This is a genomic window from Bacillus sanguinis, assembly GCF_018332475.1.
GTDB classification, from domain to species: domain Bacteria; phylum Bacillota; class Bacilli; order Bacillales; family Bacillaceae_G; genus Bacillus_A; species Bacillus_A sanguinis.
The window spans coordinates 1-12,746 of record NZ_BOQB01000097.1 but is presented as its reverse complement, the minus strand read 5'-3'; the positions used below and the strand labels follow the sequence as shown (position 1 = coordinate 12,746).

Sequence of the window (12,746 nt, the reverse complement as noted above, 5' to 3'; positions counted from 1 at the left end):
GATATCGAATGGAAAGCTAGTTGTATCAAGGATTTATAGGATATTCTATATTTTTTATGCAAATCCTGTAACGTAGAAAAATGAAATTTATTGACCAGAATCTTGACCAGTTTCTAAGTGTGTTTATAAGTTTAACGAAACATTTTTCTGTTAAGATATGTTGCTATATAGAACATTGTTTTAGATTATAACAGGTAAAGTAAAGGTGGAAAATGATGATATTAGGTACTCACCTTTTTTAATACACCAAATTAACTAGGAGATAACTGAAGACAGTATATAGTCTGTTTTGAGATGGGATTTATAAAAAGTAATATGATATAGCATATAATGAACTTATGAATAAACTATTTCCCTAATGGTAAATATAGCTATCTTAGTGCTTGCCCAATTGACAAGGTCACTGTGGAAATTCAGTATTTGTAAGGAGAGAACAGCTATGCAGTTTAACACCTAGTTAAACTGCTATAGAAGAAAAACCAAACGGAGGAAAATCCCATGCCAACCCACAACAAACTAATCAGAAACAAAATCCCACAAATAATAAAATCCAACGGAAAAACACCCACAACAAGAATCTTACCCGAAGAAGAATACATAAAAGAAATCTGCAAAAAAACACAAGAAGAACTAACCGAATATCTAGAAGCAGACACAAAAGAACATAAACTCGAAGAACTATCTGACCTCCTAGAACTAATAAACGCCCTAGCCGAACACGAAGGCACAACACTAGAAGAAATCAACAACATCCGCAAAAAGAAAGCAGAAGAAAGAGGTGGCTTTTCAGATCGAGTCTTTCTAATCGAAGTAACCGATAACTAGCCCCTCCTAAGCCCCTTACAAGCCCCTATCAAGTAATAAATCACTAAGAAAAAACACAACAAAACAAAAACACCAACAAACACCGTAGTAGTAGTCAAAAAAAATTTAAAATAACACGCCAAAAACCCGACCATCCTCCCATATATATTATGAAGAGGTTTTCATTTTTGAACGGAGACGGGAGGAATTAGGATGGCGGTGTATCGTAATGTGCAGGTGAATTTTTGGCAGGATGATTTTGTTTTGGATTTGACGCCGGAGGAGCGGTATTTTTATGTTTACTTGTTAACTTGTTCGAAGACGACGCAGTGTGGGATTTTTCCTTTTCCGAAGCGGTTAGCTGAGATGGAGACGGGTTATAACAGGGAGACTGTTGATAAGCTTGTGCAGCGCTTTGTTGATTATGGGAAGGTTCTTTATGATGCGGATACGCGGGAGTTATTCGTTTTGAATTGGCTTCGTTATAATCCGGTGACGAATACGAATGTGGAGAAGTGTGTGCTTCGTGAGCTTAAGGGTGTGAAGAATAAGGAGTTTGTACATATGTTTCTTCAGAAGTGTGCGGAGGAGGAGATGAATGTTCCGATGCTGTTAGCGCATTTCGGTATGCCTGGTGATTTGGCTATGGATGATGTAGAGCCGGTTTGTGAGGAGGCAGAGGAAGAAGAGGTTATAGAGGAGGAAATGGGAAGTCGCGTGTTTTCTTTTTATGAGCAGCATTTTGGTAGTTTGTCTCCTCATACGGTAGAGGAACTGAGTGCGTGGATGGAGGATTTGTCAGAGGAGCTTGTGCTGAAGGCTCTTCAAATTGCGTTTGAGAATAATAAGCGGACGGTTGCTTATGTGAAGGGGATTTTGAGAGGCTGGCACGGGAAAGGATTTACGAAAGTGTGTGAGGTTGAGGCGGATACGGCGAGCTTTAGGAAGAAGGATTCGTCTGTTAGTACGGGGGAGACGGAGGAGTTTTTGGCGAGGTGTGAGGAGTGGGAGAAGAATGCGCCGTCTGAGGAAGAGTTGCAGCGCTTTTTAGCGGAGCGCGGGTGGCGTCCATGAGTATTCAAAATGTGGAGGCGGAAAAGACGGTGTTAGGTTCTCTATTACTTGATGGAGAGCTTATTAAGGAGTGCCGTTTGACGGAGCAGTATTTTTCTCTGTCGGTGCATAAGTCTATATTTCAGTTAATGCGAAAGATGGAAGAAGAGGGGCAACCGATTGATCTTGTGACGTTCATTTCTAGGGTAGATCCGAAGTTTTTAGAGGGGATCGGGGGAATGGAGTATTTTATAGGGTTAATGGATGGTGTACCTACAATTGCCAACTTCTCTTATTATGAGGGGCTTGTTCGAGGTGCCTGGAAAATGTATCAGGCGGGTGTTCTCGGGCACAAGATGGGAGAGCGTCTTATTGCGGAGAAGAATGAGAAAATTATTGGTGAGACGATTACGGCACTTTGTGAGTTAGAGGAAAAGGACTGTGTATGTGAGTTTGATTTGAAGGATGCGTTAGTTGGTTTGTATGAGGAGCTTCATCAAGATGCGAAAGAGATTACTGGTATTGAGACTGGTTATACATCGCTAAATAAAATGACGTGCGGATTGCAGGAAGGTGATTTTGTCGTTCTTGGTGCGCGTCCTTCTATGGGGAAGACTGCGTTTGCGCTGAATGTTGGCATGCATGCGGCGAAGTCTGGAGCGGCGGTTGGGTTATTTTCGTTAGAGATGAGTAGTAAGCAATTGCTAAAACGGATGGCGTCGTGCGTAGGGGAAGTGTCAGGAGGTAGGCTGAAAAATCCGAAGCACCGTTTTGCGATGGAAGATTGGGAAAAGGTGAGTAAGGCGTTTGCGGAGATTGGTGAACTGCCGCTTGAGATTTACGACAATGCAGGTGTTACGGTGCAAGATATTTGGATGCAAACTCGTAAGTTAAAGAGGAAGCACGGTGATAAGAAGCTTTTAGTGATTGTAGATTATTTGCAGCTTATTACGGGTGATCAAAAGCATAAGGGCAATCGATTTCAAGAGATTAGTGAAATTTCTCGTAAGCTTAAGGTATTAGCACGTGAATTAAATGTTTGTGTAGTGGCGTTGTCGCAATTGTCTCGTTCTGTAGAGTCGCGTCAAGATAAGCGTCCTCTTTTATCTGATTTAAGAGAGACGGGACAAATTGAGCAAGATGCGGATGTCATTATGCTTATGTATCGTGAGGATTATTACGATAAGGAAACGATGCAGAAAGAGATGACGGAGATTCATGTGGCGAAGCATCGGAATGGACCTGTAGGCAGTTTTAAACTACGATTTTTGAAGGAGTTTGGGCGATTTGTGGAGAAGGAGAGTTAGTTGGAGGGGAAGTTTGTGTCTAGAAAAAAGTTATGGATTATTATACTAATCGTTTTCGTTATTGCTTTAGGCGTAATTGGCTATAGATTGCTAGGTCCTGTTATAGAAGGAAGAAGTTATTATTATAGCCATACTGCTTTTACAGACCTTTCAAATGAATCGATTGGAAAGATGAGGCTTCATGACAATATTGATAAAGAAGCATTTAGAAAAGAATATGGTGAACCTATTAAGAAGATAGATAACGTTTATTACGATTATTATGATTGGAAGAACGGAGTAGAAACAGCTTCAATTATAGAGGGAAAAGAGAAAGGGAAGATTGTTCGTTTAATGATTGGAGAAAATAAAGAGCTTAAGACGGCAAAAGGGATAGGGCTTGGTAGTACGAAGCAGGATGTTATTAATTCATATGGTTCGAATTATTATGAACGGACAGAGCAGGGTACTACGATTATTGGCTATGTTGACCATAAACGCTATGTAACACTTGAGTTTTGGTTAGGAGAAGGAAAGGTAGCGCATATTCGTTTGGATGATGCGGATGTGGAATAGGGAAGAGGAGCGTTTAATGGAGCAATGTCTGTCATTGCTCTTTTTTTATACGCCACGACATAATATGACAAATTCTGGATGCTTTCTTTGCTAAGATGGGCTTGGTAATCTTACATTATGATTAATAGGAGGCTATTAAAATGTTAAAGAAGCTAGGGATATTGGTTTTAGGTAGTGCTGTAGCTTTAAGTTTAGTTGCATGTGGTGATTCTACTAAGGAAGCTTCTAATGAGAAAAAAGAAGAGCCGAAGCAAGAAGCGAAGAAAGAGAATAAAGAAAATAAAGAAAGTAAGAAGAAAATTACAGCAGCTGATGTAGAGGCAATTAAGGTAGGTGATTCTTTAACTGGAGCAGGTGGGGAGAAATACGAAGATGTGGTCGCGAAGTTTGGAGAACCGGATAATAAAGCGGAGTCTCAAGCTGGGGATATTAAAATGATTATTGCTAGTTGGACAAAAAATGTTAATGGCGACCTTGGAGCGAATTTTAATGTTACCTTTACTGAAAAAGATGGACAAAAACTTGCTACGAGCAAAGCACAAATGGGAATGAAATAAAGAAAGGGTAGGAGATTTAAAATGAAACGTACAACAGAATTTGTATTAGGACTTATTGGTGGTATTTTCGGTATTTTATGTGCATTTATTGCTTTATTTATAGGTGGAGTTGCTTCAGCTATGGAGGCAGAAGGAGCAAGTAATGTTATAGGTTTAGGCTGGGCAGCAGTCGCTTTATCGATTTTAGGTATCGTTGGATCAGTTATGGTAAAAAGTAAAGCAAAAGTCGGCGGCGGTATGATGACAATTGCTGCAATTGGAGGATTCATTTGTATTTCTTTCATTTATATTTTACCTGCTGTGCTTTTATTAATCGGTGGATTAATGGGGGTTTTCCGCAAAGAGAAAGTGACAGTGTCTGCATAGATAAATGTAATTAAAAATAGCCGACTCTAGTCGGCTATTTTTATTAGGTTAAATACGCAAATTTTTTGATTTGCTTTTGTAAATGTTTATTAGCTGGTGGGACTCTTTGAAGCTCTGTTTGAAGCAATGCTAATTCTTCCGTTAAAACTTTTACTAATTCAAAGTTAGTTTTATCTAGTGTCAGTTCATATACAATGAATTTCGCAAGTGGATCTGCATTTGTATCTGCTCGTAATTCTTGAAGGATCTTGCCGAAAGTATCTCGTAGTTTGGCCCCTGAACTTCATGGGATTTATGAAATAGTATGTTGGTGAATTCAACTAATTCTGTATACTTATTTTCCCATAAAGAAAGCCCTTCTCTCCGCAGTAATCCATTGCTCCAAGTCATCTTGGCTACGTCGGACAAGTCGATTCACTAAAACATCATGCCATACATAATCCTCTAATAGGTATATATGAACGGGGTCATCTGTATAAAAGGCAATATTACGCTCCTCAAGTGATGGTCCATAGATCATTTCTTTAGAATCTATCGATAAAATAAACCAATGCTCTGTAGAGAGGGTTTCGGTATAAGCAGTTATACGATGGGCTTCTAGATTTTTAAGGGGATTTTCAACATGCAAGGTAATGCCTTGTACTGTGACTTTATCAGCTACCTCAGCTAGATCCTCTTTTAACGCTTCATACATTTCATCCCACATCGAAATGACAATACGATTTTCGGCTTTTTTTATTAATGTCTGACAATAGCTAATGATTGTTTGATTGTCTTTTAAAGTAATTACTCGATTATCCGTTTTTTCCTCGGAAGTTTCTAGTTTTTTTAATGAATCACTAATTCCTTCATAAGTAGACTGCCATTCTGATTGAGCCTTCTGTAAAAAGATTTCAACAGGTAGAGGTGAATAGCGAGTGGTGTCATTTATTTCTTCTTTCATGACAATTCCTTTTTCTACAAGGTTACCTAAAATCTCATAAATTCGCGCTCTTGGGACACCCGAATCCTTACTCACTTGATAGGCTGTGACAGGCCCCTGTTTCACAAGAGATACATAAGATTTAGCTTCATATTCATTAAAACCAATTTTTTTAAGCTGTTGCACTATGTAGTCCACTTTTTTGTCCTCCGATGTTTGCTTTTATCCCGCTTTAACGGGCAGTAAGACCCCCACCTCAAAATTCAGCGGAAGCAAAGAAGTTAGGTGGGGATCAACTGCCCGTAAAAGCCCGATTGGTTCAACTAATAATCAGTGGGGGATGAACAAAACCCCCACTGATTAAAGTTTCACTTTATATTGTAACGTTACAATAACTCTTTACATTTAGCAAATAGGTAGTTACTATTACAATAGTGACTAAAGGGGAGGCTACTAGTATGGATTTTTATTTAGACCCATCTGTATTAATGATTTTGATTGTTTTTGGATTTGTAGCTGCATTTATTGATTCAGTTGTAGGTGGTGGTGGATTGATTGCCTTACCAGCTTTATTATTTACAGGATTGAATCCAGCAAGTGCAGTAGCCACGAATAAATTAGCATCAACAATGGGGAGTGCAACTAGTAATATTGTGTTTTATCGTTCTGGTAATCTTGATTTGAAATCGGCGTTTAAATTATTTCCAATCACTTTCATAGGTTCCATAATAGGGGCATGGACCGTTCATTTAATGAATCCAGAAGTACTGAAGCCATTAATGCTGATCATGCTTGGTGTGGTCGCTATTTATACGATATTCAAAAAGGATTGGGGTAGTATTTCCACTCATAAAAAATTGTCTGGTCGACACGTCATTATTTTTACCTTTTTTATTTTTGCTATTGGTTTTTATGATGGATTTCTAGGTCCTGGTACAGGTTCATTTTTAATGTTTTCTCTTTTATTTATTGGGTATGATTTTTTAAAAGCAGCAGGTACTGCGAAGTTTCTTAATTTAGGAAGTAACGTTGGTGCATTGTTGATGTTTATGTATGTAGGGCAAGTAAACTATGTGTATGGTTTTATAATGGGGATTGCTCAAATTGCTGGAGGAATCGCCGGCTCCAGATTTGCTATAAAAAAAGGAAGCGGGTATGTTCGCGCCCTTTTCATTACCGTAACTTGTTTGCTGTTAGCGAAAAATCTGTATGACTATGTGCAGTAAGTAATCAAAGGACGTAGAAAAGGTCAAGATTACATAAAATATAAGAAGACACTAGGGAAAATTCCTTTTAACTTTTTTAGATGCTACCTTATTCGAAGATAGCATCTAAAAAAGTCTCATTAAAAAAGAAAATTTACGTGAAGAGATGTTAGCACATCTCTTCTTTTTGTTATATGCCATTTATTCGCTGTAACATTTATATCGTATTCTATCGAAAACATATCATGTTCTTATCTGTAGTCCTACTCTTTTTCAAACTGAAAAATATCCCGATTAATAAGTTGATGGAAATACTTATCCATTTCAGCTGCAGGCAATTTCCTTTCATTTTGAAACCACCATGAGCTTAATGAGTTGATTACCCCTGAATAAAATTCCGTTATTAAATCGTTTGGCATCGTATGATTTTTACAAAGACGATTTAGCGCTTCGGTTTCTTGTTTTCTTATTTCGTGGCTTAAATAATGAATGCAGCTATTGAATTGTTCATCGGACATTTGTGTCTCTAATATTTTACCGATTTCTTCATGGTGAAGGAATTGTTCCATCACTTGAAATGGTTTACTTAATCGATCTAAAAGCGGTATTTCGGCAACTATCTTGCTGTATCGTTTAAATCCAAATGTTAATAAAGCATCTTTATCTTCAAAGTGTTTATAAAAGGTTGTTCGGTGTACCATTGCACGATCACATATTTGGTTAATCGTGATGGTACTATATTTTTGTTTTGATTGCGTCATTAATTCGAATAAGGAATCCCATAGTAATTTATGTGTACGTCTAATACGTAAATCGAGTTGTTTTTCATTATCATTCATCTACAATTCTCCTTTTTTGTAGATTAAGTATACAATGGCTGAAAATTGATTCTCCCTTTTTAATCTACACATGTATATTATATTACATGTGTTCGGGTTTATTTAAAGCTTTTTAAGTAAGAAACAGGAGGAGAATCTGTAAATGAATATGACAACTAAGAGCCCTACAAGTGGCAAAGTTGATACTTCTAATTTGAAACATACCCCCATTTTAATTGCATTACTTTTAGGGGCAATGGTTGCATTATTAAACGAAACATTACTTGGTAATGCGTTAACTGTATTAATGAAAGAATTTGGCGTAACGGCTTCAACGATTCAATGGCTTTCTACAGCTTACATGTTAGTGGTTGGTGTTTTAGTCCCGATTACAGCGTTACTTCAGCAATGGCTCACAACGAGACAAATGTTTTTAATCGCTATGGTAACGTTTTTAGCTGGTACATTAATTGCGGGATTCGCGCCGACATTTTCCATTTTATTAGTCGGCCGTATCGTCCAAGCAGTAGCGACGGGATTAATTACACCGTTATTAATGAATACGATTTTAATCATTTGTCCGCCTGAAAAACGTGGTGCCACAATGGGATTAATCGCACTTGTGATGATGGCAGCTCCGGCAATTGGCCCTACATTATCTGGAGTAATCGTTGATTCATTAAATTGGCGCTGGTTATTCTACATTGTTATTCCGATCGTGATCATTTCCATTATGATTGGAATGAAGTACATTCAAAATGTTTCAGAGTTAACAAGGCCAAAAGTAGATTATCCATCAATCCTTTTATCGACATTAGGATTTGGAGGACTTGTGTATAGCTTTAGTGCATCAGGTGATTTAGGATGGTCTGATGCGAAAGTGTATGGCACTTTACTTGTTGGGCTTATCTCATTATGTATTTTTGCCGTTCGACAATTGAAAATTGAGAATCCAATTTTAGAATTACGCGCATTTAAAGTTCCGATGTTTACATTATCAGTTGGATTAATCGTCATCGTGATGATGTCATTATTTTCAACGATGACTTTATTACCGATGTTCCTGCAAACAGTTTTACTCGTTACAGCGTTTAAATCAGGAATTATCATGCTTCCAGGAAGTGTTATTAACGCCATAATGGGACCAATCGCGGGTAAACTATTTGATAAATTTAGCCCGAAAGTTATTATCGTTCCTGGTATTGTGTTAGTAGGGATTGCGATGTTCTTGTTTAAAGGCATTACTCCTGACACATCAATGGTACAAATTATTGTCATGCATAGCGTATTAATGGTTGGACTCATGTTTGTCATGACAGCACAAACATACGGTTTAAATCAATTAACACCAGATTTATATCCACACGGAACAGCACTGTTTAGTACGTTGCAACAAGTAGCTGGCGCAATTGGTACGGCTATCTTTATTTCGAAAATGTCTTCAGGAACAGCTAACTATATGGAAAGCTCCGCAAATCCAATGGATCCAGTAGAGAAGTTAAACGGTTTAACATCAGGATTCCAAGGTGCATTTACACTTGGATTAATCTTTATTGTTGTTGCATTTATCGTATCGTTGTTTTTAAAAGAAGAGAAAGAGGGAGTAAAGGCAGCGAGGGTTTTACAGAACGAGAATTAAGGTTTATATAAAAAAGACATCTTTAATAGATAAAGATGTCTTTTTACATTTCTTTTGTAACATCATACCTTAGCAACTGCCTTTGATCATAAAACCTCTCAAAAATAAGCCCCATTACATAAAAGAACACTAAACCGAAGCAAATATGAATGAATGTAAAAGTAGCACCAAATGAAGAAAATTCATACACGAGAATCGGCAATTTCGCAGTTGTCCAAACGCCTAAGAAAAATACGATGTATCGAATGCTTGCGCCTTTCTTTAGAAGTAGTGCTGCAATTGGGAAGGCAACGTAGAGAGGACCAGCTGCAATGCCGCCTAATAAGAGAGAGAATAAGATTCCGTATACGCCGGATTTTTCGCCCATATATTTCATGAGCGTTTCTTTTTTCACCCATTGATCAAGTAATCCTACAAATAGTAGGACAGGGGGAAGGAGAAACAACATATCTAAAATGCTATTTCCTGTTAGTTGTAATGCGCTCCATCCTAAAGATTGATTTATAAAAGTTAATATAAAGAGACCGAGTAGTAAGATGAAAAAGAAGCGATATCTTTTTAGTTCTTTCATACCATCACCATCCAAATGATATAGGAGAATAGAAGAGACATGAGTAATGCAGATGCATTACGTGCGTAAGCAAAGCTTCGTCCAAATATCTTTTGTTCCATCGGCAAGGTTGTAATCCCTACTGACATGAATGTAGACATAAGTGCGGCAACTTGAGGGAGGCCTGCACCGTGTTGGACTAATGTATTTCCAAGAGGGAACACGACAAAGCTTGGAATAAGTGCAAAGGATCCGAGTATTGCTGAATAAATAACACCTAACAATCCAGACTGTTCTCCAATGATGGAAGAGATGAAGGATGGTGTTAATATAGAAAGCGATAAGCCAACGAAAAGCATAATAGATAGCATCGCAGGTAGGAGATTTCGAAACATTTTCCATGACTTACATAGAGCTTCTTTCGTTTTCGTCCGGTCCTTCATAAAAGAAATCCCCGTAAGAATAACGGCTAAAGTGTAAAGGATCACGCCGTTAATCATGATCAGATTCCTTTAAGTCTTTATATTTATCTAAGAAAAAGGATAAGTTCTTCATTTTTTCTTCAATATCCATTTGAAAATCTGCCAGTTGTTCCTTTCCAGCAGGCGTAATTTTGTACATCTTTCTCGGTTTGTCTTGATGATCTGTGCTTACGTAAGATTCAATTGCACCTTCGTTTTCTAATTTCTTTAGCGTGCGATATAAAATGGCGCTATCGATTGGATTGACGGGAAGTTCCTCTTCGCACTTTTGCAATAATTGCCCGCCATAGTTATCTCCTTCAGCTAGAAATAACAAAAGAAATGCCCCCGTATGTCTTCCTGTATGTTTCATGGATATACCTCCTAGAATGAATTATATTACTGTTAATGACAGTATACTGTTGTTAACAGTATAAGGTGCATGAAATGCTATGTCAATTTGAAAATGTGCAATCTCGAGATAGGGGTTGTACATCCAAAAGCAGAAAAAAAGACACTCTCAAGAGTGCCTTTACTTAGCAGCCGAATCCGCCGCCCCAACAGCTAGCGCCAACGATGATTAATAAGATAAAGAGTACAACAAGTAAAGCGAATCCGCCGCCGAAACCGCAGCCTCCACCACAAGTACCGCCATAGCCCATATTAACTCCTCCTTCCATAAAGACCATTAATTAATGGATTTAATTCACTTTATGTTTTTACAGATAATCTTGAGCAGGTCCTTTTGAAAAATAAAAGAAGGTTAGATTTTATAAGAATTGACGACCTTATTTTTGTCACGAGTATTATGCGGATGACATATTGTATTTTATTCTGTGTATTGGGGGAAGGAGGATCTTTATGGCCAATTCTGAAATGATTTTACGATTACTTACGGATTTAAAGATTGAACAGCAAGCCTTAAAAGAGCAGTTGGAAAAAATGCAAACAGCTGTGAATACTCTTGAAGAAAAATCAGCGATTGTGGAAGAAAAACCAATGACTATTGAAGAAAAACCAGTTGTTGCTGCTGCAAAGCAAAGAGCTCATTCTGGACGCCCAACATCTTTTCGTGCTTGGAGAGCATCTTCGCAAAAGAATTCATAAAACTATACGAAAAGAAGACATCTAGTAAGATGTCTTCTTTTGTTTGTACAATCCAAATGAAGTTAAGAAGATATATCCATATTGCTTTAAAAAATAAGAAGAAAATAACGATTGTCGACTCCTGTTTTAGTATAGCATGTAATAATGAAATTTTTCCATGTAATATTGCATATATATAGATTATACAATTTTTATGTTATATATTTTAGTTGTCTGTTATTTGTTTTAATTCATTTACTTATATTATTTTTTGAGCGCCCCAGTGATGGGGCCTTTTTTTATAATTGTTTTAAAGCGGAAACCCCTCAAGTATAGTGAGGGGCTACATGACTAGGTAAATGAATGATTATTAGTGTTTAATGAGCTGAAGTTCAGGATATTGCTTCTGAATTTCTTCTAAATGATTTTCGTTTATTCCTTTTAAATTTTGATCAAAGAAGCTAGTTACTAGTTTATTAATGAGTGTATAATTTGCGGCTACATCTTCGTCTGGTTCGTTAATAATAGGTGAAAATGCTGCTAAATCTGTAAAACTAGTATGGTTTGTTTTTGGAATTACCACTGTGTACACGCCCGGTTTTTCAATAGTTTTATTTCTTAAATAGACTATTTCCAATAATTCATTTTGGATTCCGGTTATCTTTGGATTCTCAGCTTCTTTCATATAATGAATCGACGCCTCAGAATTCATCAACATGAATGGTTTCTGAGGACCGTCTTTAGGCATTGGATCGCCATACAATCCACCATCCATATCAATTGCAGCTTTAATACGCGTATCTTTTACTAACATTTGTGCGGAAGTTGATCCGCCAACAGAGTGACCGAACATTCCAATTTTGTCATAATCAATTAAGTCTGCGATAGTTTTAAAACTTTTATCGAAATTGCCTTTTATTACTTCGTTTAAAACAAAAGTAGTATCCTGTTCCCATTTTTGAACTATGGTATTTAAGGCGGTAGGTGTATATTCAATTGGTATAGAGTCTACACGGTTTCCGTTAGGGAAAATCGTTGTTGCTGCATATCCTGTGAAATTAAGAGCGATTACTACATAGCCTTGGCTAGCTAATTCCTCTAACTGGAATGTATTTTGTTGACCATATAATCCCATCCCATGGCCGAATAAAAGTAGGGGGAATTTTTCTTTATCTTGAAGTGGCTTAGCATCTTGATAAGAATGTGTTTTTGTCAGCCCTAAATGTGTCGTTACGATATATGGAGCACCGTTTATTACTGCCAATTGTTCAGCCAGCTCGTTTATGTTCTCAAAATAAGCAGAAGGCTTCCCTGATCCTTTTTCGGCAGGATAGTATACTTGTATCATTAACTCACGATTTTCATGATTATTTGGTACAGTGGTTTCTTTTCGATTTGTATCAATTAAATGAAAAGCTTTCGT

The 12,746-nt window shown here is 37.4% G+C and carries 16 protein-coding genes; 9 read left to right on the top strand and 7 right to left on the bottom strand.

Going from position 1 to position 12,746, the window contains the following annotated elements:
- Positions 1 to 498 precede the first annotated feature (498 nt).
- From KI369_RS12395 to KI369_RS12370, 6 genes are all read left to right on the top strand, one after another.
- Positions 499 to 825 (top strand): nucleoside triphosphate pyrophosphohydrolase, encoded by a 327-nt coding sequence (locus KI369_RS12395; RefSeq protein WP_212956133.1) that lies wholly within the window; start codon positions 499 to 501, stop codon positions 823 to 825.
- Positions 826 to 1,017: 192 nt separating this feature from the next.
- A complete protein-coding gene (locus KI369_RS12390; protein ID WP_212956132.1) occupies positions 1,018 to 1,878 on the top strand; it encodes a DnaD domain-containing protein in 861 nt (286 codons plus the stop codon).
- Complete coding sequence (dnaB, locus tag KI369_RS12385) at positions 1,875 to 3,164, top strand: replicative DNA helicase (RefSeq protein ID WP_212956131.1); 1,290 nt, start codon at positions 1,875 to 1,877, stop codon at positions 3,162 to 3,164. Before KI369_RS12390 ends, dnaB begins: the two co-directional genes overlap by 4 nt.
- 15 nt (positions 3,165 to 3,179) lie before the next feature.
- On the top strand, positions 3,180 to 3,719 hold the full coding sequence (locus tag KI369_RS12380; RefSeq protein ID WP_212956130.1) for a hypothetical protein: 540 nt from the start codon (positions 3,180 to 3,182) through the stop codon (positions 3,717 to 3,719).
- A 140-nt stretch (positions 3,720 to 3,859) separates the two neighbouring features.
- Positions 3,860 to 4,276, top strand: a complete 417-nt coding sequence (locus KI369_RS12375; RefSeq protein WP_000914235.1) for a DUF3862 domain-containing protein — start codon at positions 3,860 to 3,862, stop codon at positions 4,274 to 4,276.
- 21 nt (positions 4,277 to 4,297) lie between these two features.
- Complete coding sequence (locus tag KI369_RS12370) at positions 4,298 to 4,642, top strand: DUF4064 domain-containing protein (RefSeq protein ID WP_212956129.1); 345 nt, start codon at positions 4,298 to 4,300, stop codon at positions 4,640 to 4,642.
- 334 nt (positions 4,643 to 4,976) lie between these two features.
- Here KI369_RS12370 and KI369_RS12365 read toward each other — a convergent pair whose 3' ends face one another.
- Entirely contained in the window at positions 4,977 to 5,762 is a 786-nt protein-coding gene (locus KI369_RS12365) for a TrmB family transcriptional regulator (RefSeq protein ID WP_212956128.1), read from the bottom strand.
- A 260-nt stretch (positions 5,763 to 6,022) separates the two neighbouring features.
- Between KI369_RS12365 and KI369_RS12360 the strand changes: the two genes are divergently transcribed.
- Positions 6,023 to 6,790 carry a TSUP family transporter gene (locus KI369_RS12360; RefSeq protein ID WP_000348436.1) on the top strand — a complete coding sequence of 256 codons (768 nt, stop codon included), beginning with the start codon at positions 6,023 to 6,025 and terminating at the stop codon, positions 6,788 to 6,790.
- Positions 6,791 to 7,032: 242 nt separating this feature from the next.
- On the opposite strand, the gene KI369_RS12355 is transcribed toward KI369_RS12360, so the two are convergent.
- Positions 7,033 to 7,608: a TetR/AcrR family transcriptional regulator gene (locus KI369_RS12355; protein ID WP_139872614.1), complete on the bottom strand. Its 576-nt coding sequence runs from the start codon at positions 7,606 to 7,608 to the stop codon at positions 7,033 to 7,035.
- Between the two features lie 142 nt (positions 7,609 to 7,750).
- Here KI369_RS12355 and KI369_RS12350 point away from each other — a divergent pair, with 142 nt between their 5' ends.
- The gene (locus KI369_RS12350) at positions 7,751 to 9,226 is read left to right on the top strand and encodes an MDR family MFS transporter (RefSeq protein ID WP_212956127.1); all 1,476 of its coding nucleotides are present in this window, start codon (positions 7,751 to 7,753) and stop codon (positions 9,224 to 9,226) included.
- A gap of 43 nt (positions 9,227 to 9,269) precedes the next feature.
- On the opposite strand, the gene KI369_RS12345 is transcribed toward KI369_RS12350, so the two are convergent.
- The 4 genes from KI369_RS12345 to KI369_RS12330 all read right to left on the bottom strand — a co-directional run bounded on the left by KI369_RS12345 (position 9,270) and on the right by KI369_RS12330 (position 10,899).
- A complete protein-coding gene (locus tag KI369_RS12345; protein ID WP_212956126.1) occupies positions 9,270 to 9,797 on the bottom strand; it encodes a permease in 528 nt (175 codons plus the stop codon).
- Entirely contained in the window at positions 9,794 to 10,276 is a 483-nt protein-coding gene (locus KI369_RS12340; RefSeq protein WP_212956125.1) for a hypothetical protein, read from the bottom strand. Before KI369_RS12340 ends, KI369_RS12345 begins: the two co-directional genes overlap by 4 nt.
- Positions 10,269 to 10,610 carry a PadR family transcriptional regulator gene (locus KI369_RS12335; protein WP_000683187.1) on the bottom strand — a complete coding sequence of 114 codons (342 nt, stop codon included), beginning with the start codon at positions 10,608 to 10,610 and terminating at the stop codon, positions 10,269 to 10,271. The genes KI369_RS12340 and KI369_RS12335 overlap by 8 nt, the downstream gene beginning before the upstream one ends.
- A 163-nt stretch (positions 10,611 to 10,773) precedes the next feature.
- The gene (locus KI369_RS12330) at positions 10,774 to 10,899 is read right to left on the bottom strand and encodes a YjcZ family sporulation protein (protein ID WP_000540385.1); all 126 of its coding nucleotides are present in this window, start codon (positions 10,897 to 10,899) and stop codon (positions 10,774 to 10,776) included.
- Between the two features lie 199 nt (positions 10,900 to 11,098).
- Between KI369_RS12330 and KI369_RS12325 the strand changes: the two genes are divergently transcribed.
- A complete protein-coding gene (locus KI369_RS12325; RefSeq protein ID WP_140420161.1) occupies positions 11,099 to 11,344 on the top strand; it encodes a hypothetical protein in 246 nt (81 codons plus the stop codon).
- Between the two features lie 349 nt (positions 11,345 to 11,693).
- On the opposite strand, the gene KI369_RS12320 is transcribed toward KI369_RS12325, so the two are convergent.
- Positions 11,694 to 12,746: alpha/beta hydrolase family protein (locus KI369_RS12320; RefSeq protein WP_212956124.1), on the bottom strand; the 1,053-nt coding region annotated here is incomplete at its 5' end.